This window comes from Paenirhodobacter sp. YD-8, from assembly GCF_056590935.1.
In genome coordinates this window covers 2032093-2052838 of the sequence record NZ_CM152649.1, presented here as the reverse complement: position 1 = coordinate 2052838, position 20746 = coordinate 2032093, and the positions used below count along the sequence as shown (strand labels likewise).

The 20746-nt window shown below is 67.3% G+C and carries 18 protein-coding genes, 1 tRNA gene and 1 other annotated feature; of the genes, 8 read left to right on the top strand and 11 right to left on the bottom strand.

Going from position 1 to position 20746, the window contains the following annotated elements:
* The first annotated feature begins 31 nt into the window (after nucleotides 1–31).
* Complete coding sequence (locus AC0QTQ_RS09945) at nucleotides 32–154, top strand: hypothetical protein (protein WP_281272457.1); 123 nt, start codon at nucleotides 32–34, stop codon at nucleotides 152–154.
* A 151-nt stretch (nucleotides 155–305) separates the two neighbouring features.
* On the opposite strand, the gene AC0QTQ_RS09940 is transcribed toward AC0QTQ_RS09945, so the two are convergent.
* Nucleotides 306–746 (bottom strand): iron-sulfur cluster assembly scaffold protein, encoded by a 441-nt coding sequence (locus AC0QTQ_RS09940; protein ID WP_121532432.1) that lies wholly within the window; start codon nucleotides 744–746, stop codon nucleotides 306–308.
* A 60-nt stretch (nucleotides 747–806) separates the two neighbouring features.
* On the opposite strand from AC0QTQ_RS09940, the gene hisI reads away from it, so the two are divergent.
* Entirely contained in the window at nucleotides 807–1166 is a 360-nt protein-coding gene (gene hisI / locus AC0QTQ_RS09935; protein WP_480256436.1) for a phosphoribosyl-AMP cyclohydrolase, read from the top strand.
* 2 nt (nucleotides 1167–1168) lie between these two features.
* On the opposite strand, the gene gluQRS is transcribed toward hisI, so the two are convergent.
* The 6 genes from gluQRS to AC0QTQ_RS09905 form a co-directional block, all read right to left on the bottom strand.
* Nucleotides 1169–2005, bottom strand: a complete 837-nt coding sequence (gene gluQRS / locus AC0QTQ_RS09930; RefSeq protein WP_480256435.1) for a tRNA glutamyl-Q(34) synthetase GluQRS — start codon at nucleotides 2003–2005, stop codon at nucleotides 1169–1171.
* 1 nt (nucleotide 2006) lies between these two features.
* Nucleotides 2007–3350 carry a methylenetetrahydrofolate--tRNA-(uracil(54)-C(5))-methyltransferase (FADH(2)-oxidizing) TrmFO gene (trmFO, locus tag AC0QTQ_RS09925; protein WP_480256434.1) on the bottom strand — a complete coding sequence of 448 codons (1344 nt, stop codon included), beginning with the start codon at nucleotides 3348–3350 and terminating at the stop codon, nucleotides 2007–2009.
* Nucleotides 3351–3443: 93 nt separating this feature from the next.
* Nucleotides 3444–4145 carry a hypothetical protein gene (locus AC0QTQ_RS09920; RefSeq protein ID WP_480256433.1) on the bottom strand — a complete coding sequence of 234 codons (702 nt, stop codon included), beginning with the start codon at nucleotides 4143–4145 and terminating at the stop codon, nucleotides 3444–3446.
* A 32-nt stretch (nucleotides 4146–4177) separates the two neighbouring features.
* A complete protein-coding gene (gene gyrA, locus AC0QTQ_RS09915; RefSeq protein ID WP_480256432.1) occupies nucleotides 4178–6922 on the bottom strand; it encodes a DNA gyrase subunit A in 2745 nt (914 codons plus the stop codon).
* Nucleotides 6923–7078: 156 nt separating this feature from the next.
* A complete protein-coding gene (locus tag AC0QTQ_RS09910) occupies nucleotides 7079–7561 on the bottom strand; it encodes a disulfide bond formation protein B (RefSeq protein WP_480256431.1) in 483 nt (160 codons plus the stop codon).
* Nucleotides 7561–8139: a YqaA family protein gene (locus tag AC0QTQ_RS09905; RefSeq protein WP_480256430.1), complete on the bottom strand. Its 579-nt coding sequence runs from the start codon at nucleotides 8137–8139 to the stop codon at nucleotides 7561–7563. The genes AC0QTQ_RS09910 and AC0QTQ_RS09905 overlap by 1 nt, the downstream gene beginning before the upstream one ends.
* Before the next feature lie 133 nt (nucleotides 8140–8272).
* Here AC0QTQ_RS09905 and ypfJ point away from each other — a divergent pair, with 133 nt between their 5' ends.
* The 3 genes from ypfJ to arsB all read left to right on the top strand — a co-directional run bounded on the left by ypfJ (nucleotide 8273) and on the right by arsB (nucleotide 10645).
* Nucleotides 8273–9127: a KPN_02809 family neutral zinc metallopeptidase gene (gene ypfJ, locus AC0QTQ_RS09900; protein WP_480256429.1), complete on the top strand. Its 855-nt coding sequence runs from the start codon at nucleotides 8273–8275 to the stop codon at nucleotides 9125–9127.
* A 67-nt stretch (nucleotides 9128–9194) separates the two neighbouring features.
* Nucleotides 9195–9278 (top strand) — tRNA-Leu (locus AC0QTQ_RS09895).
* Between the two features lie 347 nt (nucleotides 9279–9625).
* A complete protein-coding gene (arsB, locus tag AC0QTQ_RS09890) occupies nucleotides 9626–10645 on the top strand; it encodes an ACR3 family arsenite efflux transporter (RefSeq protein ID WP_480256428.1) in 1020 nt (339 codons plus the stop codon).
* A 45-nt stretch (nucleotides 10646–10690) separates the two neighbouring features.
* Here the strand turns inward: arsB and AC0QTQ_RS09885 are convergent, their stop codons facing one another.
* The 3 genes from AC0QTQ_RS09885 to AC0QTQ_RS09875 form a co-directional block, all read right to left on the bottom strand.
* Nucleotides 10691–10873, bottom strand: a complete 183-nt coding sequence (locus AC0QTQ_RS09885; RefSeq protein ID WP_480256427.1) for a hypothetical protein — start codon at nucleotides 10871–10873, stop codon at nucleotides 10691–10693.
* 167 nt (nucleotides 10874–11040) lie between these two features.
* Nucleotides 11041–11412 (bottom strand): hypothetical protein, encoded by a 372-nt coding sequence (locus tag AC0QTQ_RS09880; RefSeq protein WP_480256426.1) that lies wholly within the window; start codon nucleotides 11410–11412, stop codon nucleotides 11041–11043.
* 69 nt (nucleotides 11413–11481) lie between these two features.
* On the bottom strand, nucleotides 11482–12090 hold the full coding sequence (locus AC0QTQ_RS09875; RefSeq protein ID WP_480256425.1) for a DNA-3-methyladenine glycosylase I: 609 nt from the start codon (nucleotides 12088–12090) through the stop codon (nucleotides 11482–11484).
* A gap of 214 nt (nucleotides 12091–12304) precedes the next feature.
* Nucleotides 12305–12362: a sequence feature (sul1 is cis-regulatory element that is thought to sense ions involved in sulfur or methionine metabolism; They are found in Alphaproteobacteria), on the top strand.
* Between the two features lie 56 nt (nucleotides 12363–12418).
* Between AC0QTQ_RS09875 and AC0QTQ_RS09870 the strand changes: the two genes are divergently transcribed.
* Nucleotides 12419–13894, top strand: a complete 1476-nt coding sequence (locus AC0QTQ_RS09870; RefSeq protein ID WP_480256424.1) for a SulP family inorganic anion transporter — start codon at nucleotides 12419–12421, stop codon at nucleotides 13892–13894.
* Between the two features lie 191 nt (nucleotides 13895–14085).
* On the opposite strand, the gene AC0QTQ_RS09865 is transcribed toward AC0QTQ_RS09870, so the two are convergent.
* Nucleotides 14086–14634 carry a peroxiredoxin gene (locus AC0QTQ_RS09865; protein WP_121532410.1) on the bottom strand — a complete coding sequence of 183 codons (549 nt, stop codon included), beginning with the start codon at nucleotides 14632–14634 and terminating at the stop codon, nucleotides 14086–14088.
* Nucleotides 14635–14853: 219 nt separating this feature from the next.
* Between AC0QTQ_RS09865 and lipA the strand changes: the two genes are divergently transcribed.
* Together lipA and AC0QTQ_RS09855 are read left to right on the top strand one after the other, a co-directional pair.
* Nucleotides 14854–15804, top strand: a complete 951-nt coding sequence (gene lipA, locus AC0QTQ_RS09860; RefSeq protein ID WP_121532408.1) for a lipoyl synthase — start codon at nucleotides 14854–14856, stop codon at nucleotides 15802–15804.
* Nucleotides 15805–16601: 797 nt separating this feature from the next.
* Nucleotides 16602–20564: a Hint domain-containing protein gene (locus tag AC0QTQ_RS09855; protein WP_480256423.1), complete on the top strand. Its 3963-nt coding sequence runs from the start codon at nucleotides 16602–16604 to the stop codon at nucleotides 20562–20564.
* Nucleotides 20565–20746: the final 182 nt, after the last annotated feature.

The following is a 20746-nucleotide window of genomic DNA, read 5'->3' as shown; positions in this document are numbered from 1 at the left end:
AAAATAGCAACTGGAACGAAAGGAGTACGGAATGCGCAAGGATCTGAATGCCACCCTCGGCCGTCTGCCGAACACTCTGCTGCACGACGCCCTGGGCGCCCTTTCGCTCTGCGTGACTTTTGTCGCGGTTCTCTATCTGCCCGGGCTGTTCTGAGCCCGGCCCTGTTCACTGCCTCGCGCTTTCGCTGCCGCCTCTGTCCCCGATGTGCGGCCGCCTGTCCAAAGAGGGGTTCCGCCCCCCGAAAGCGCTCCTGCGCCGTCATCTTCGGATGGCGGCGTTTTTTTATCTCGACTGGGAAAGGGGATCAGGCGGCCTTCGCCGCCGCGTCAAGCGCCTCGAGCGTCGCCTCGGGGGCGAGCAGGATCGAGGCGTGGCGGTTCGGATAGTCGCGCGCGGCCTGCAGCACTTCGTATTCGCCGAAGGGCGCGGCCGGCACCGGCCCGCCCGTCAGCATCGCCGCCAGCGCATCGCGCAATGCCGCCACCTCGTCACGCGTGCGCCCGATCACCGCCGCGCCGAAGATCGCGGCCGAGGCCTGACCAAGCGCGCAGGCATGCACCTGCTGGCTGTAGCCGGTGATCCGCCCGTCCTTCAGCGTCAGCGAAACGGCCACGGTCGAGCCGCAGAGCGGCGCGCGCTTGCGGGCGCTGGCATCCGGGGTGGCGAGCGGCTCGGTAAAGGGGATGTCGGCCGCCAGCGCCAGAATGCGCTGCGAATAGAGCTTGAACAGATCGGCGTCGCTCATGGCTTTTCCCCCGGGGTTGCGCAGGTTAGATAGGACGCCACAACGCGCAAGGAAAGCCCGATGAGTTTCGACACCGCCACGCTGAAATACGACGCCAACGGCCTGATCCCGGCAATCGCGCAGGACGCGGCGACCGGGGATGTGCTGATGATGGCCTGGATGAACGCCGAAAGCCTCGGGCGCACGCTCGAGACCGGGCAGGTGACCTATTGGTCGCGCTCGCGCCAGGGGTTCTGGGCGAAGGGCGAAAGCTCGGGCCATGTGCAGCGGCTGGTCGAGCTGCGCATCGACTGCGACCGCGATTGCCTGCTGCTGCTGGTCGACCAGACCGGCCCGGCCTGTCACACCAACCGCCGCTCGTGCTTCTACACCGCGCTGCGCCAGGGCGACGAGGTCGAGATCCTGAAGCCGATGGCGTAAGGCTACAGCCCGACCAGGCGGCGGATATCGGCCGGGGTCGCCCCCTCGGCCCGGTATTTCGCCAGGGCCCGGGCATCGTCACGCTTCGCCAGACGCTTGCCATTCTCGTCGCGGACCAGCTTGTGATGACAATAGGTTGGCACCGGAAGCTCAAGCAGTTTCTGAAGCGTGACATGGATCGCCGTCGCCTCGAACAGGTCTTCGCCGCGGGTCACGAGGGTGACGCCCTGCGCCGCGTCGTCGAGCACCACCGACAGGTGATACGAGGTGCCCATGTCGCGCCGCGCCAGCACCACGTCGCCCACCTCGCGGATCATCCGCTCGGGCGTGATCGCATGGATGCCGCGGTATTTCTCGCCGATTTCGGTGAAGGAACAGGCGGTTGCGGCGCGATCCATATAGAGCCGCAGCGCCGCGTCGGGCAGCGGTTCGCCGGGCTTCGGCGCGCCCGTCAGCCGGCAGGTGCCCGGATAGACGATCCCGTCGGGGCCGAGCGGCACGCCTTCCTGCGGCGCCGAGGCCGCGGCCTCGATGTCGCGCCGGCTGCAGGAACAGGCGAAGAGGAATCCGGAATTCCACAGCTTTTCAAGGCAGTCGCGATAGACCTTCAGGCGCTCTGACTGGCGCATCACCGGCCCGTCCCAGCTCAGCCCGAGCCAGCGCAGATCGTCCAGGATCTGCGCCTCCCATTCGGGCTTGGAACGCTGCCGGTCGATGTCCTCGATCCGCAGCAGGAACTTCCCGCCGGCGGCGCGCGCCATGTCATGGGCAAGGATCGCGCTATAGGCATGGCCCAGATGCAGCGGCCCGGTCGGCGAGGGCGCGAACCGGGTGATCATCTCAGCCCTGCGCCGCAAGCCAATGCGTGAACAGCTCTTTCGCCCGGTCGGTATAGCCCTTGTAGCGGTCCTTGCGGCCCTTGCGGCCGCCGCGGGCTTCCTCGAGCGGCGGGAAGAGGCCGAAGTTCACGTTCATCGGCTGGAAGCTTTTCGCCTCGGCGCCGCCGGTGATGTGGTTCACCAGACTGCCCATGGCGGTTTCGGGCGCGGGCGGCGGCAGGCAGCCGCCCTTGATCTCGGCCGCGGCCATGCGGCCGGCCAGAAGCCCCATCGCCGCGCTTTCGACATAGCCCTCGACGCCGGTGATCTGCCCGGCAAAACGCAGGTTCGGCCGCAGCTTCAGCCGCATCTGGTCGTCAAGCAACGTCGGCGAGTTGATGAAAGTGTTGCGATGAATCCCGCCAAGGCGCGCGAAACTGGCGTTCTGCAGCCCCGGAATCATCTTGAATACAGAGGTTTGCGCGCCGTACTTCATCTTCGTCTGGAAGCCGACGATGTTGTAGAGCGTGCCGAGCGCATTGTCGCGGCGCAGCTGCACCACGGCATAGGCCTTTTCCTCGGGCTTGTGCGCGTTGGTCAGGCCGACGGGCTTCATCGGCCCGTGGCGCAGCGTCTCGCGGCCGCGCTCGGCCATCACCTCGATCGGCAGGCAGCCGTCGAAGTACCCCGCCGTCTCGCCTTCGTGGAACTCGGTCTTCTCGGCGGCGAGCAGCGCGTCGATGAAGGCCTCGTATTCCGCCTTGGTCATCGGGCAGTTGATATAGGCGGTGCGCTCTTCCTCGGTCTCGCCCTTGTCATAGCGGCTTTGCCGCCAAGCGATGTCCATGTCGATGGTCTCGGCATAGACGATCGGCGCGATCGCGTCGAAGAAAGCCAGGCTCTCGGCCCCGGTGGTGGTGCGGATGCTTTCGGCGAGCGCGCCCGAGGTCAGCGGCCCGGTGGCGACGATCCAGTGGCCCGAGGCGGGCAGCTCGGTGACTTCATCCTCGGCGAAGGAGATCAGCGGGTGCGACCGCAGCGCCGCCGTCACCGCCTGCGAAAACGCCTCGCGGTCGACGGCCAGGGCGCCGCCGGCGGGCAGGGAATGGCGGTCGGCGGTGGTCATGATCAGCCCGCCCGCGGCGCGCATTTCCCAATGCAGCAGGCCCACGGCGTTGCGCTCGTCATCATCCGAGCGGAACGAGTTCGAACAGACCATTTCGGCGAAATCGCCGCTCTGATGCGCGAAGGTGGCGACCTTGGGCCGCATCTCGTGCAGCACGACGGGGACGCCCGCCTGCGCGGCCTGCCAGGCGGCTTCCGATCCGGCCATGCCGCCGCCGATGATGTGAAGTGTCTCGCTCATGGGGTCCGTTTACGGTGGCTTGCGGAAAAAGGAAAGCGCCCTCGCGGGGAGGGCGCCGCAGACGCCCCCGGAGGGGCGTCAAGGTGCAGGGGCTCAGAGCCCGGGCAGGAAGTCCTGCAGGCCACGGCCACCGAAGGTCACGCCGTTGTTGTTGCCGAAGGTGGCTTTCACGCCGACGCCGATGAAGCTTTCGGCCGGCATGCCGTCGCCGTCGTAGAAGCCGAGTTCACCCGTGGCCATGAAGCCGGGGGTGATCTGGTAATCGGCGGTGCCGCTGATGCGGTAGTTGTTATCGCCCTGGCCGTGGACGATGTCGAACCGGCCGCCGAGGCCGAGCTGCTGGGTCACTTCATAGCCGCCGCGCAGGGTGATGCCGTTGGCGTTCTTGCCGAGGCTGTCGAAGTGGGTGAACGCCGCCTCATAGGAGATCTGGTTGACCTTGTTGGCGAATTCGAGGCCGTAGTAGATCACGTCCTGCTTGTCGAGCCAGTCGTGGCCGACGAAGGCACCGGCGGCCATCGCATCGGTCGGGCGATAGCTGCCGTGCAGGGTGAAGGTGGTGCCATCCCAGTTGGTCAGCCCGTAGTAGCGCTGCGACAGGTCGGCCTGCGCGGTGAACTGCGGCGCGAAGGCGTATTCGAGCGCGCCACCGAGCGTGGCCTTGTTCAGGTCATTGGCGTCGGCATCGGCGAAGGTCGAATAGTGGAACCCGACTTCGGCACCGGTCACCTCGGCCATGCCGGTCTGCGGCAGCAGCCCGGCTGCGCAAAGCGCGAGAAGAAGTTTTTTCTGCATCATGCACCTCATCAATAGCCCCCTTCAGGGGGTCATGCTTCACTGTCGTCATCGCCCTGATCGGCGATGCGGGCGACCGAGACGACTTCCTCGTCGGCCCCCGTGTTGAACACCCGCACACCGCCCGCGGAACGGGACCGGAACGAGATCCCCGCCACCGGGCAGCGGATCGACTGCCCGGTCGAGGTGGCCAGCATCACCTGGTCATTCGCTTCGACCGGGAAGGAGGCGACAAGGTCGCCGGTCCGGTCGCTCATCTTGAAGGCGCCCACGCCCTGGCCGCCACGGCCGCGCACGGGATAATCGTGGCTCGACGAGATCTTGCCGGCGCCCTTGACGGTGATCGTCAGGATCAGGTTCTGCGCCGCGCGCATCTCGGCATAGCGCTCGTCGGACAGCATGCCTTCGCCCGCCTCGACGGTTTCTTCCTCGGCCTCGACCTCGACCGCCTCTTCCTCGCCGGCCTCTGCGCCCATCTCGGCACGGAAGCGCTTGAGGAAGGCGGCCCGTTCCCAGGGCTCGGCCTCGAAGTGGTGGATCACCGACATCGAGACGACCTTGTCGCCCTCGGCCAGACGCACGCCGCGCACGCCGGTGGAGGAGCGGCCCTTGAAGACGCGCACCTCGGTCACCGGGAAGCGGATCGCGCGACCCGAGGCAGTGACGAGCATGATGTCGTCATCTTCCGAGCACATGCGGGTGTCGACGAGGGTCACGCCCTCGGGCAGTTCCATCGCGCGCTTGCCGTTGCGCATCACCTTGGCGAAGTCGCTCAGCGCGTTGCGGCGCACATCGCCATCCGAGGTCGCGAAGAAGACCTGATAGTCGTCCCATTCCTCCTCGGGCGCGTCGACCGGCATCAGCGCGGCGATCGAGACGCCCTGCGGGATCGGCAGGATGTTGACGATCGCCTTGCCCTTCGAGGTGCGGCCCGCCAGCGGCAGGCGCCAGCACTTCAGGCTGTAGACCATGCCGTCGGTGGTGAAGAACAGCAATTGCGTATGGGTGTTGGCGACGAAGAGGGTGGTGACGACGTCGTCTTCCTTCGTCGCCATCGAGGCGAGCCCCTTGCCACCGCGGCGCTGCGCGCGGAACTCGACCAGCGGCGTGCGCTTGATGTAGCCGCCCGAGGTGATCGTCACGACCATGTCCTCGCGCTCGATCAGGTCCTCGTCATCGAGGTCGCCCGCCCAGTCGATGATCTCGGTGCGGCGCGGCACGGCGAACTGCTCCTTCACCTCGCGCAGCTCGGCCGAGATGATGCTCATGATCCGCTCGCGCGAGCCGAGGATCTCGAGATAGTCGCGGATCTTTGCCGCGAGATCGGCGAGCTCGTCGGTGACTTCCTTGACGCCGAGCTGGGTCAGGCGCTGCAGGCGCAGGTCGAGAATGGCGCGGGCCTGGACCTCGGAGAGGTTGTAGGTGCCGTCCTCGTTCATCTCATGGAGCGGATCGTCGATCAGCCGGATGTATCCGGCGATCTCATGCGCCGGCCAGCGCCGGGTCATCAGCTTCTCGCGGGCCTCGGCGGCATCGGCCGAGGCGCGGATCGTCGCGACGACCTCGTCAACGTTCGAGACGGCAACGGCCAGGCCGCACAGGATGTGGCTGCGCTCGCGCGCCTTGCGCAGCTCCCAGGCCGTGCGCCGCGCCACCACTTCCTCGCGGAAGGTGATGAAATGGGTGAGGAAATCGCGCAGCGTCAGCTGTTCGGGCTTGCCGCCGTTCAGCGCCAGCATGTTGCAGCCGAAGGAGGTCTGCAGCGGCGTGAAGCGGTAGAGCTGGTTCAGCACCACATCGGGCGTCGCGTCGCGCTTCAGCTCGATCACCACGCGCACACCGACCCGGTCGGATTCGTCGGCGATGTTCGAGATCCCCTCGAGCCGCTTGTCGCGGACGAGCTCGGCGATCTTCTCGATCATCGCGGCCTTGTTCACCTGATAGGGAATGTCGTCGACGATGATCGCGTGGCGGTCCTTGCGGATCTCCTCGATCCGGGTCTTGGCGCGGATGATGACCGAGCCGCGGCCCTCGAGATAGGCCTTGCGGATGCCGCCGCGGCCCATGATCTGCGCCCCCGTCGGGAAGTCGGGGCCGGGCACGATCTGCATCAGCGCCTCGGTCGACATGTCGGGGGTCTCGATCAGCGCGAGCGTCGCATCGATCACTTCGCCCAGGTTGTGCGGCGGGATGTTCGTCGCCATGCCGACCGCGATGCCGCCCGCGCCGTTGACCAGCATGTTCGGGAAGCGTGCCGGAAGGACGGTCGGTTCCTTGTCCTTGCCGTCGTAGTTGTCCTGGAAGTCGACGGTGTCCTTCTCGATATCGGCAAGCATGAAGGCCGAGGGCTTGTCCATGCGCACTTCGGTGTAACGCATCGCCGCGGCGCTGTCGCCGTCCATCGAGCCGAAGTTGCCCTGACCGTCGAGCAGCGGCAGCGACATCGAGAAGTCCTGCGCCATGCGCACCAGCGCGTCATAGATCGCCGCGTCGCCATGGGGGTGATACTTACCCATGACGTCGCCGACCGGACGGGCCGATTTGCGATAGGGCTTGTCCGAGGTGTTGCCGGTCTCGTGCATCGCATAGAGGATGCGCCGGTGCACCGGCTTCAGACCGTCGCGCAGATCGGGGATCGCGCGGGACACGATCACGCTCATCGCGTAATCGAGATAGGCGGTCTTCATCTCCTCGGCGATCGAGACGGTAGGGCCGTCGTAAAGAGGCCGCTTCGGGCCGTCGTCGAGAGTTTCCGGCGTTTCGGGAGTATCGGTCACGCGCGTCTTCTTCTTCTAGATCTTGTTGGCGGTCTTATAGCCGATCCAACGGTTTGGGTGCAATCTCGAAGCGTCGGGACAAGCCGCGGGCGGCGGATTCGAGTATTTTTGCCATGAAAAAGCCCAAGGACACGCCCGGATGGAAACCGGCGCGGCTCAGGCGGTGGCGCGGGCCTTGAGGAAGGCCCAGACCCAGATCCCGGCGAAGACGAGCGAGCCGACCGCGTTCAGGTTCGCCATGGTGATGCCGAAGATCTCCCAGCTGATCTCGTCGCAGCGCACCAGCGGCGCCGCCTGGATCTGCGCCAGAAGGTCCTGCGCCGACATGCCGCCCACCGGGTTCGAGGTGCATGCGTCGGGGCCGGCGAAGATGTGCCGTTCGACCCCCGAATGGTAGAAGCCGATCACCGAGGTGGTGAGCGCGGCAAGCGCGCCCAGAAGCGACAGCCCCATCGGCAGGCGGAACAGCAGCATCGCCGCGCCGAGAAGGGCCGCGAAGAGATGCGGCCAGCGCTGCTCGATGCAGAGCTCGCAAGGGGCGTAGCCGATCGCCTGAAAGATCAGCGCGCCGCCCAGCACCGCGGCAGAGCCGAAGGCGGCGAGGCCGACGAGGCGGCGGGGGGTGAGAAGATCCAGCATCACAGATACCTCAGGGCGTAGAAACCGCCTATCAGCAGCACGACGAAGGCGGTGAAGAGCGGGCCGAGCCAGCGCTCGATGAAATCGCGGATCGGGGAGCCGAAGCGCCACAGCAGCCCGGCGACGACGAAGAAGCGCAGCGCCCGGGCGACGACCGAGACCGCGAGGAACAGCGGCAGGGAGAGCTGCGTCGCGCCCGAGAAGATGGTGATCACCTTGTAGGGGAAGGGGGTGACGCCGGCGACCAGCACCGCCCAACCGCCATAGGTGTTAAAGCGCAGGGCGAGCTCGTCGAACTTGTCGGCCTTGCCGTAGAACTCGAGGATCGGCTTGCCGATCGCATCCATGAAGCCATAGCCGATCGCATAGCCGAGACAGCCGCCGAGCACCGAGGCAAGCGTCGCGACGAAGGCGATCTTCCACGCCTTCTCGCGCGCGGCGAGCACCATCGGGATCATCAGCACGTCGGGCGGGATCGGAAACACCGAGCTTTCGACGAAGGCCACGGCTGCCAGCGCCCACATCGCGCGCGGATGCCCGGCAAGGCCCATCGTCCAGTCATAAAGCCGTCGGATCATCTGAGCCTCGTTTGCCGTTTCCCGATCTCTCGCCGCTCTGCGGCGCAAGGTCAAGCTTTCGCGCGTGGATTTGCGTTGTGCCGGGGGAACCCGACCCGCTAATCTCGCCCTTGTGACCAGTGGAGGGCGTGCAATGAAGTGGCAGGGACGGCGCGGCAGCCGCTACATCGAGGATCGGCGCGGCGCCTCGGGCAGCCCGGTGGGGCTGCGCGGGGTGGGCGGGCTCGGTGTGCTCGCGGTCGTCCTCGTCGGCTGGTATTTCGGCGTCGACCTGACGCCCTTGCTCGATCAGGGCGGGCAGGGGCCGTCGGTGCAGACCTCGGGCACGCTCAGCGAGGAAGACCAGCAGATGGGGGATTTCGTCTCGGTGACGCTTGCCGATACCGAGGAGGTCTGGGCGAAGATCTTCACCGACGAGCTGGGCCGCACCTATCACCCGGCGACGCTGGTGCTCTACAGCGAGGTGACGCAATCGCCCTGCGGCACGGCCTCGGGGGCGACCGGGCCGTTCTATTGCCCGAGCGACAAGAAGGTCTACCTCGACACCGCTTTCTTCACCACGCTGTCGCGCGACCTTGGCGCCTCGGGCGATTTCGCCGCGGCCTATGTGGTGGCGCACGAGATCGGCCACCATGTGCAGGACGAGCTGGGCGTGCTGTCAAAGGTGAATGCGCTGCGCGCGAAGGCGGGCGAGGCCGAGAGCAATGCGCTTTCGGTGCGCACCGAGCTGCAGGCCGATTGTCTGGCCGGCATCTGGGCCTTCCACGCCGAGGAGCAGTTCGGCTCGATCGAGCGCGGCGACATCGCCGAGGCGATGAACGCCGCCGAGCGGATCGGCGACGACACGCTTCAGCGCAACGCCGGCCGCCGGCCGATGCCCGACAGCTTCACCCACGGCACCTCCGAACAGCGCCAGCGCTGGTTCGAGACCGGCTATGAAAGCGGCAACATCTCGCATTGCGACACCTTCTCGGTGGCCGAGCCCTGAACCGGGCGGACGGGCGCGGCAAGCCCCTTGCCAGCCGCCCGGCCGCCCGCTACACGGGCAGGAACTGGCCCGAGTGGCGGAATGGTAGACGCAGGGGATTCAAAATCCTCCGCCGCAAGGCGTGCGAGTTCGAGTCTCGCCTCGGGCACCAGTTGAAATCCCACAGTTAAATCGTTCCATTCCGTGCCGTCGCGCCTGTCGGCCGCGGGCCGTTCCCGCATGCACGTCCGACGATCCTGCGTCGGTCTTGTTCCGTTCCATCATCGTCATCGCCGATGTCGACAACCGCTTTCGATTCGCCCGGGACCGCGACGGTGACCCGCCCCCGTTCCGGCCGCGGGGCGCCCGCAGGACGCGGCAGCCGTCTTGCGATCCGCATGGCGCAGGCGGGGGCCGGCTGTGCTAAGACCGCCTGCGGGGATCGACCGTCCGAGTCGCCCCCGGCCGAAGGTCATCCCGGATCGCGGCCTGCCGCCTCGCCGTGGAAAAGGAAATGAAATGAGCCTCTTCGAACGCTGGCTGACCCTCTGGGTGGCGCTGTGCATCCTCTCCGGCTTGGTGCTGGGCAATCTGCTGCCCGGGGTCTTCGGCGCGCTCGCCGGTCTCGAATATGCCTCGGTCAACCTGGTCGTCGCGGTGCTGATCTGGGCGATGGTCTATCCGATGATGATCGCGATCGACTTCGGATCGCTCAGGGACGTCGGGCGCAAGCCGAAGGGACTGATCATCACGCTGGTGGTGAACTGGCTGATCAAGCCCTTCACCATGGCCGCTCTGGGCGTGCTGTTCTTCCATCATCTCTACGTCGGGCTGATCGATCCGGCGAAGGCGTCGGACTACATCGCGGGGCTGATCCTGCTGGGCGCGGCGCCCTGCACGGCAATGGTCTTCGTCTGGTCGCAGCTGACCCGGGGCGATCCGAACTACACCCTCGTGCAGGTGTCGGTGAACGATCTGGTGATGGTGGTCGCCTTCGCGCCGATCGTCGCCTTCCTGCTGGGGGTGACCGAGGTCAACGTGCCCTGGGCGACGCTGATCCTGTCGGTCATTCTCTACATCGTCATCCCGCTGATCGCCGGGGCGGCGACACGGCAGACGCTTCTGGCCCGGGGCGGCGAGGCGGCCGTCCGGGAGTTCACCGCGCGGATCAAGCCGGCCTCGGCCGTGGGGCTGCTGCTGACCGTGGTGTTGCTGTTCGGCTTCCAGGGGCAGGTGATCCTTGCGCAGCCGCTGCTGATCGCGCTGATCGCCGTGCCGATCCTGCTCCAGTCCTACGGCATCTTCGCCCTCGGCTATGCCTGGGCCTGGGCGTGGCGCCTGCCGCACAAGGTGGCCGCCCCCTGCGCGCTGATCGGCACCTCCAACTTCTTCGAGCTTGCGGTGGCGGTGGCGATCGGCCTCTTCGGCCTCAATTCCGGCGCGGCGCTTGCCACCGTGGTGGGCGTTCTGGTCGAGGTGCCGGTGATGCTGTCGCTCGTCGCCTTTGCCAACCGCACCCGTGACCGGTTCGCGTCATAGCGGCGCCGACCGGGCGCAATCCCGGTCGGCGCCATGGTCAGGCCGCTAGCGCAGGTAGGTCGCGGCGAGCCAGAGCAGGCCCGCCATGCCACCCACAGTGGCGATCCAGCTGAGCAGCACCGTGCGGCCCTGCGACGGATAGATCCGCGGTGTCGGGGCGCCGCAGGCGCAGCTCATCTGGCCATCGGGAATGGGCTGCCCGCAGGCAGGGCAGAGCGTCTGGGTCATCGCGGCAGCCTCGCACGGCGGGGCGGGGTATGGCCGGAGCGGCCGATGTGAAAAGTCATGAGGATTTCCGTGACTGCATGAACCTTGCGCCCGGGACCGAAGTCGCAGACGCGCAGGCCACCCGGATCGGTGTGACCGGGCCGGGCGGCGGATTTCGCGGGATCGGTTCAGGCCGTCAGCGGCGGCGCCTGCGAGGCGGGGCGCACCGGCGGCAGCGCCGGCAGCACGCCGAACGTGTCGCCGCTCCACGCCGCAAGGCGCCACGAGGAGACAGCCGGCACCGCCGCCGCCGCGGGCGGCAGCCCCGTGGGCGCGGCGGGGGGTTCGGGCAGCGGCGCCTTGCCCGGGCGGGTGAAGCGCAGCTCGCCGGGCAGGGCCACATATTGCGCGGCCTTCGCGGCGAAGAACGGGCTTTCGGAAGGCGCAAGCCGCGCCGCCCCCGGCCCGAGGCACAGCACGAACAGCAAGATGACGCCGAGCCCCGCGCGAAGGACTCGCGCGGCAAGGTCGGATCGCAAGGAGGCGGCCTGTGCTGTCATCCGCTCAGGATAAGGGCAGGCGGGGCGGGGCGCAATCACCGCCGCCCTCCGCGGGCCCGGCGCCCCCGGTCACCGCGCCGGCGGACGATCGAGAGCGGCACGCGCCCGCGCGGCCTCTGCGCGCATCACGCAGCCGTCGGCATGGTCGTTGATCAGCCCCATCGCCTGCATGAAGGCATAGACCGTCGTCGGCCCGACGAACTTCCAGCCGCGCTTGCGCAGGGCCTTCGACAGTGCCTCGGAGGCGGGGGAGGTCGAGCGCGTCTGCGGCGGGGCATCCTCCTGCGGCTCGAACCGCCAGATGAACGCGGCAAGCGAGCCCTCGGCCGCGACCAGCTCGCAGGCGCAGCGGGCATTGTGGATCACCGCCTCGATCTTGCCGCGATGGCGCACGATGCCCGCATCCGCGAGCAGCCGCGCCACATCCGTCTCGTCAAAGCGCGCGACGGCGCGGAAGTCGAACCCGGCAAAGGCCGCGCGGAAATTCTCGCGCTTGTTCAGGATCGTGCGCCAGCTCAGGCCGGACTGGAAGCTTTCGAGGCAGAGCTTCTCGAACAGGCGGATGTCATCGGTGACCGGCATGCCCCAGTCGCGGTCGTGATAGGCGATGAATTCGGGGGCCGCGGCGCACCAGCCACAGCGCGGCCGGCCATCCGGCCCGGGCACGGTCCCGCTCATCTTGCGGCCGCCGGACAGGCCAAGGCCGGCACCGCGCGGACCGGTGGCGATGTCGCAGTCAGGCGCAGGGGGGCAGGGGCGGGCATGGCGGGACTCCGGTTGGCTTTCGGGCAGATTAGGGCAGCTTTGCCAGTCCGGCAACGGCGGCCGCCCCCGCCGCGCGGCGCCGGCCTTGGCCTGTCCGGTCTTTTCCGCTATGCGCTCCTGCAGCGAACATGGAGCCGGGTGCGATCCCCGGCTGGCTCTTCCGGCCGCCGATCCGCCGGACAACCCGAACGAACCAGACCGCGCAGACCGGCACGAACCTTGCCCGGTCGGGAAAGACCTCATGTTTTCACTCGAACACTACCGGACCGAATGGTTCGGCAATATCCGCAATGACCTGCTTTCGGGCCTCGTCGTCGCGCTTGCCCTGATCCCCGAGGCGATCGCCTTCTCGATCATCGCCGGGGTGGACCCGAAGGTCGGGCTGTACGCGAGCTTCTCGATCGCGGTGCTGATCGCCTTCGTCGGCGGCCGACCCGGGATGATCTCGGCCGCAACGGCCGCAACGGCGGTGCTGATGGCGTCTCTGGTGCGCGAGCACGGGCTGCAATACCTCCTTGCCGCGACGGTGCTGACCGGGGTGATCCAGATCGGGCTGGGCCTGCTCAAGCTCGGCTTCGTGATGCGCCATGTCTCGCGCTCGGTGATGACGGGCTTCGTCAATGCCCTCGCCATCCTGATCTTCATGGCGCAGCTGCCCGAGCTTGACCCCGCACGGGTGCCGCCCCTGACCTATGTGCTGGTCGCGGCCGCGCTTGCGATCATCTACCTCTTTCCGCGACTGACGAAGGCCGTGCCCTCGCCGCTCGTCGCGATCGTCGTGCTCACCGTGGCCAGCATCGCCTTCGGCTGGCAGGTGCGGACCGTGGGCGACATGGGCGCGCTGCCCGACACCCTGCCGCTCGTCGCCCTGCCGCAGGTGCCGCTGACCCTCGAGACGCTGCAGATCATCCTGCCCTATGCGCTGGCGATCGCGGTGGTCGGGCTGCTCGAAAGCCTGATGACGCAGACCCTCGTCGACGACCTGACCGACACCACCACCAGCCGCGATCAGGAGTGCATCGGACAGGGCGTCGCCAATGCCGTGACCGGCTTCATCGGCGGCATGGCGGGCTGCGCGATGATCGGGCAGAGCATGATCAACGTCAGATCGGGCGGGCGCGGGCGGCTGTCGACCTTCACCGCGGGGCTGGTGCTGCTGATCCTCGTCGTCTTCCTTGGCGACTGGGTCGCCCGCATCCCGATGCCGGCACTGGTGGCGATCATGGTGATGGTGTCGGTGGGCACCTTCTCCTGGTCCTCGATCCGCGACCTGCGCAGCCACCCGCGTTCCTCCTCGGCGGTGATGCTCGCCACCGTGGCGATCGTCGTGTGGACCCACAACCTCGCCATCGGCGTGCTGGTGGGCGTGCTGCTCTCGGGCATCTTCTTCGCGGCAAAGATCGCGCGGTTCTTCAAGGTCACCTCCGCCCTCGCCGCCGACGGCCGGGTCCGGACCTATGTGGTCGAAGGACAGCTTTTCTACGGCTCGGTCGAGGCCTTCCTCGCCGCCCTCGATTTCCGCGAGACGGCGCCGACGGTGATCCTCGATGTCAGCCGCGCCCATGTCTGGGACATCTCCGCGGTGCAGGCGCTCGAGCTCGCCGTGACGAAGTTCCGCCGCGCCGGCGCCGAGGTCGAGGTCACCGGCATGAACGCGGCCTCGGAAACCCTGCTCGACCGGCTCGGCCGCCGCGACCGTTCCGCCGCCGCGCGCTGAAGAGGCCCCGGGCCACAAGGCCCGATGTCTTTCTCCTTGCCCTCAAATACCTCGGGGGTGAATTGGCCGCAGGCCTGGAGGGGGCGGCGCCCCCTCCTTTTTTCTTGGTGCCCGAAAGAAAAAGGGCCGGAGGTTTCCCTCCGACCCTTCCCGTTCGCGCCCTTTCCCGGGGGCGCGACAGCGGTGACGGCTCAGGCCGCCTGTTCCTTGTTGGCCTCGCGCAGCCAGCCCAGAACGGTTTCCGGCGAGGAGACGCCGTAGGGGTCCTCGGGGCAGTTGTCCATCAGGCCGGGTTCCTCGAACCAGGCCTCGACCACGCCGTTGTTCACCACGGCCGCATAGCGCCACGAGCGCAGACCGAAGCCCAGGTTGTCCTTGCGCACCAGCATGCCGACGCGGCGGGTGAACTCGCCCGAGCCGTCCGGGATCACGGTGACGTTCTCGAGCCCCTGGGCCTTGGCCCACTGGTTCATCACGAAGCTGTCGTTGACCGAGAGGCAATAGATCGCGTCGATCCCCTCGGCGGCGAAATCGCCGAAGCCCTTCTCGTAGCCCGGCAGCTGGTAGGTCGAGCAGGTGGGGGTGAAGGCGCCCGGCAGCGCGAACAGCACGACGCGCTTGCCCGCGAAGTAATCGGCGGTGGTCTTGTCCTCCCAGCGGAACGGGTTCGGGCCGCCGACGCTCTCGTCGCGGACACGGGTGTGGAAGGTGACTTCGGGAAGCTTGGCACCAGCCTGCATGGGACTCTCCTGTCTGGAAATTTCTGGAATCGTTCTAAGCCAAGGCCAGTCCCGTCACAATGGCTGACCTTGCACTTGCAGCGAAAAATGCGGCGCCGCGGCGGGGGCGCCGGAAAAACGGGCGCAAGGGGGGGAGGGGACTGACGCGCGCGGAAATTGCATTGCGGCCGCTTTCGCCTTATGTGGAGGGCAACCCCGATCGGAAAGGATATCCCCGCGATGCGCGACCTGAAACTTCCCGGCCAGCGTCACCCCGAGAAGGCGCATCGCCCCGATCATGCGCAACCGAAGAAGCCGGACTGGATCCGGGTCAAGGCGCCGACCTCGCAGGGCTACAAGGACACGCGCGAGATCCTGAAGTCGAACAAGCTGGTCACCGTCTGCGAAGAGGCGGGCTGTCCGAATGTCGGCGAATGCTGGAGCCAGGGCCACGCCACGATGATGATCATGGGCGAGGTCTGCACCCGCGGCTGTTCCTTCTGCAACGTCGCGACCGGCCGGCCCGATGCGCTTGATGTGTTCGAACCCGGCCGCGTCGCCCATGCGGTGCAGACGCTGGGCCTGAAGCATGTCGTCATCACCTCGGTCGACCGCGACGATCTCGAGGATGGCGGCGCCGAGCATTTCGCCCAGACGATCCGCGCCGTGCGTCACCGCGCACCCGACACCACGATCGAGATCCTGACCCCCGACTTCCTGAAATGCCGCCCCGAGGCGCTGGAAAAGGTGGTCGAGGCGCGTCCCGACGTGTTCAACCACAATCTCGAGACGGTGCCCGGCCTCTATCCCGAGGTGCGCCCCGGCGCGCGCTACTTCCACTCGCTGCGCCTGCTGCAGCGGGTGAAGGAGCTCGACCCCGCGATGTTCACCAAATCGGGGATCATGGTCGGGCTGGGCGAGAGCGCGATGGAGGTCAAGCAGGTGATGGACGACATGCGCGCCGCCGACATCGACTTCCTGACCATCGGCCAATATCTGCAGCCGACGCCGAAGCACCACGCCGTCGACCGTTTCGTGACGCCCGACGAGTTCAAGGAATACGAGCGCGCCGCCTATGGCAAGGGCTTCCTGATGGTCTCGGCAACGCCGCTGACCCGTTCGAGCTATCACGCCGGCGACGACTTCGCCCGGCTGCGCGCCGCCCGTCTCGAGAAGCTCGGCCGCGCCTGAGCCAGCCGCCGGCGGTCGCCCCGGACAGCGCCGGGGCAGGGCGACGGGTACGGCAGGATGACCAAAACGTGATTCGGCGTGAGCCGGAGGGGCAGGGCGACAAATCCTGCCCCTTTTCATGTTTGGAGATGATTTGTGCACAATCGATCTGCGCGGATTGTTGCCGCATGGCGGCGAGATTGATCCCGCCTGCGAAACAGAGGGTGTTGTTCACTGTTTCTTAACCGTGAACGAGATTGGCCTCCGTGCCGGACGACCGCCCCCGGGCCGGCCTCCATAGCATTGGCTAATGACTAGTAAAACCGCGAGCCCCGGGGATCAGAGCCAGCGCCCCACGAGGTGAAAACGGAAACAATCTCGCCCCGCGGACGGCGCTGTCGGCCCTCACTGACCGAACCGCGGCAGAACCGGGCCCGAAATCTGGCAGGAATGTGGCAAGTTTTTCCTTTTCCCGGGGGCAGGGCCGAGGCTATCACAGCCCTGCCCGATTGGGGGGCAACGGACCGTGGGGGCGGTCAAATCGCGGTGCGGCATCTGCCGATGCGCACTGGTTCGTGAGTGGTGCTGCCAAAGTTCGGGGCAGGGAATAACCCCGAAACGCCTTTGAAACAAAGTCGAGGCCGTCACCCGCATTTTGCGGGGCGGTCCATTGCAGCCCGAACCAGCGCGTTGACGCGCTGCCGCGCCGTGAAGTCGTCCGGGGGATCCTGTGATCTTCCGGTGTGTGTCACAGGCGCCGCCGTTGCGCGCCAAGGAAAGCCGGGCCGCAGGGTCCGTCGGGCGAAGGAGAGGCTGCCATGACCTGGATTATCTGCAATCACGATCCGGTTGCGCGCGACGATGTCGCAAGCACCGCCTACAACACCGCGGTGACGATCAACGTGCTCGCGAACGACTACGATCCCGATTGCGACCGGATCAGCGTCTATGGCACGCCGACGGCAAGCCACGGCACGGTTGCGGTGAACTCGGACGGCTCGATCACCTTCTCCCCGACCGCGGGCTTCTCTGGCGACGCGACGATCACCTATCAGATCTCGGACGGCCACGGCGGTTATGACACCGCCACCGCCACCGTCACCGTCTGCGAGCCGCCCTCGGACGGCATCGTCTCGGGCACCACGGGCGACGATCTGATCGACATCGCCTATACCGGCGACCCTGACGGCGACATGATCGACCACAATGACGCGATCCTTCCCGGCGAGACCGGCAATGACGACATCGTGCAGGCGGGCACCGGCAACGACACGGTTCTGGCCGGCGCGGGCAATGACGAGGTCTATGGCGAAGACGGCAACGACAGCCTCGATGGCGGGGCGGGCGACGACTATCTCTCGGGCGGCAAGGGCGATGACACGCTCCATGGCGGGGCCGGCAACGACACATTCGAGGGCAACCAGGGCCTCGACCTGATCGACTATTCCGACTCGACCGGCGGCGTCTCGGTCGACCTCGCGACCGGCGCGCTCTCGGGCGGTGACGCGGCGGGTGACTCGATCGCCGGCGGCATCGACGGGGTGATCGGCTCGGCCTATGGCGACAGCCTCGCGGGCTTCGACCAGCAGGGCACGACGACGGCCGACACCTTCACCAACGTCTTCTACGGCAACGGCGGCGACGACACGATCGCCGGCGCGGGTGGCGATGACAGCCTGTACGGCGGCTCGGGCAATGACTCGATCGAGGGCGGCGCGGGCAATGATTACATCGAGGGCGACGGCGGCGACACCACGGGGTCGGGCGCGGGCGAGGCGCTGACCCTCGACTGGTCGGATTTCGGCAGCTCGGGCTGTGGCATCTCGAACGGCGCCACCGCCGACATGGGCGGCGTGACCGTCACCTTCGGTTTCGAGGCGCAGGATCAGGGCGCCACGGCGACCGTCACCAATGACACGCAATATGTCGAAAGCGGCGACGGGCTGTCCGCCTCGGGCGGGCTGCGGCTTTACGGCTGCGGCGGCGAGGGCGGGATCGACAACACCTCGACCACCACGCTGAGCTTCGCCTCGAACGACGCCGCCTATGGCGACGCGATCTCGAACGTCTCGTTCCGGATCAACGATCTCGATCAGGGCACCAGCGCGGACTACCACCGCGATATCGTCACGGTCTATGCCTATGACGCGAACGGCAACCTGCTGCCGGTGACCTATACCCCCGAGGGCGGCCAGACCGTCTCGGGCAATACCGTGACCGGTCAGAACGTCGACAACGGCTCGCTGACCTCCGCCTCGCAGGCGGGCTCGGTGCTGGTGCAGATCGAGGGCAACGTCGCACGCATCGTCATCGATTACGACAATGGCGGCCCGACCGATCAGGCGATCACCATCACCGACATCACCGCCACCACCACCGCGGCGACCGATGAGGAGGAGGGCGCCGACACGCTTCTGGGCGGCGACGGCGATGACACCGTTCTGGGCCAGGGCGGCAACGACCTGATCGCGGGCGGGGCCGGGGCGGACCACCTCTCGGGTGGCGACGACCGCGACACCTTCCTCGTCGGCTCGGCCGCGGAGGGCGTGGGCGACCACATCGACGGCGGCGAGGGCGGCGACGATTATGACGTGCTCGATCTGACCGGCGCGGGCCCGGTCAGCATCGCCTATGACAACACCAACCCCGAGAACGGCACCGTCAGCTTCCTCGACACCGATGGCAACGTCGTCGGTACGCTCGACTTCGTCAACATCGAGAACGTGATCGTCGATCACGGCGACGGCTATGTCGAGGGCACCTCGGGAGACGACCTGATCGACACCGCCTATACCGGCGACCCCGAAGGCGACATGATCGACCACAATGACGCGATCCTGCCCGGCGACGCGGCGAATGACGACCGCGTGCTTGCGGGGGCGGGCAATGACACCGTCTATGCGGGCGTGGGCGATGACACCGTCTGGGGCGACCTCGGCAATGACTCGATCTTCGGCGAGGCGGGCGATGACAGCCTGATCGGCGGCGAGGGGAAGGACACGATCTCGGGCGGCGCGGGCAACGACACGATCGAGGGCGGCAACGACGCCGACGTGATCTCGGGCGGGGCCGGCAACGACTACGTCGACGGCGGCGAGGGCGATGACGTCATCACCACCGGTCCCGACGGGCTGGCGAACTATGCCCCCGACCGCGGCTATCCGGGCCTGTTCCCGGGCGACACCGATCCCTACAACGACCGCGACACCGTCTATGGCGGCGGCGGCAACGACACGATCAGCACCGGCGACGATGCCGACTATATCGACGGCGGCACCGGCAATGACTCGATCGACGCGGGCTGCGACGACGACACCGTCTTTGGCGGCGACGGCAACGACGTCATCGTGGGCGCCGAGGGCTCGGACCTGATCTTCGGCGGCACCGGCAACGACACGATCTATGGCGGGCTGGCACCGGGCTATCCCGACTCGCTGAACGTGCCCGATGCCACCGACCTGCGCCCCGACAACGGCATGGACACGATCCACGGCGGTGACGGCAATGACGTGATCTACGGCGCCGACGACAATGACATGCTCTACGGCGACGGCGGCGACGATTACATCGACGGCGGCATCGACAACGACACGATCGAGGGCGGCGAAGGCAACGACACGCTGATCGGCGGGCAGGGCGACGACTATATCGACGGCGGCGCGGCCTCGGACACCATCGACGGTGGCGAGGGCAACGACACGCTGATCGGCGGCGAGGGCGATGACAGCATCACCGGCGGCGCCGGAGACGACAGCATCGAGGGCGGCACCGGCCAGGACACGATCCACGCCGGCACCGGCAACGACATCGCCAATGGCGGCGACGGCGACGACCGGATCTTCGGCGAGGACGGCGACGACCTGCTCACCGGCGGCCAGGGCCAGGACAGCCTCGACGGCGGCGCAGGCAATGACACGCTGACCGGCGGGCAGGGCGTCGACACGCTGATCGGGGGTCTCGGCAGCGACACCTTCATCGTCGGCTCGATCGACGACGGCAACCACGACTTCGTCGACGGCAACGAGGACCCGGACAACTCCGACTGGGATGTGCTCGACCTCAGCGCCATCGGCCGCGATCACCTGAACATCCTCTACACGACGCCCGACCACGAGAACGGCACCGTGCAGTTCCTGGATGATTACGGCAATGTCACCGGCTCGATGGAATTCCACAACATCGAGCAGATCGTGCCCTGCTTCACCCCCGGCACGCTGGTCGCGACGCCGAAGGGCGAGCGGCTGGTCGAGGAGCTGCAGCCCGGCGACAAGGTCATCACCCGCGACAACGGCATCCAGGAGATCCGCTGGGCCGGGCGGCGCGACCTGAACCGGGCCGAGCTGGCGGTGGCGAGCCACCTGAAGCCGGTGCTGATCCGTGCGGGCGCGCTTGGCAACGGCCTGCCCGAGCGGGACATGATGGTCTCGCCCAACCACCGGATGCTGGTCTCGAGCGAGCGCACCGCGCTCTACTTCGAGGAGCACGAGGTCCTGGTCGCCGCCAAGCACCTGGTCGACAACATCGGCATCAAGCCGGTCGAGACGCTGGGGACGAGCTACATCCACTTCATGTTCGACCGCCACGAGGTGGTGCTGGCGAACGGCGCCTGGACCGAAAGCTTCCAGCCCGGCGACCAGACGCTCGGTGGCATGGGCAATGCGCAGCGCGCCGAGATCTACGAGATCTTCCCCGAACTGCAGGACAGCGAGGGCCGCAAGGCCTATGGCGCGGCGCGCAAGACGCTGAAGCGGCACGAGGCAAAGCTGCTGATGCACCGCTGAGCGGCGCCGGAAACGGCAGGGCGGCGCCCGGGGCGACCCGGGCGCCGCTGTCTTGCGACGATATGGCCTGTGGCGATTCGCCACGGTCGCCACAGGAAGGCGCGAGAACTGTTGGCGTTTTGGAAACGACGGCGGGAGGGCCTGTGGATTGTTCCCTCTGGAGCCGCGAAATGCCGCGAAAT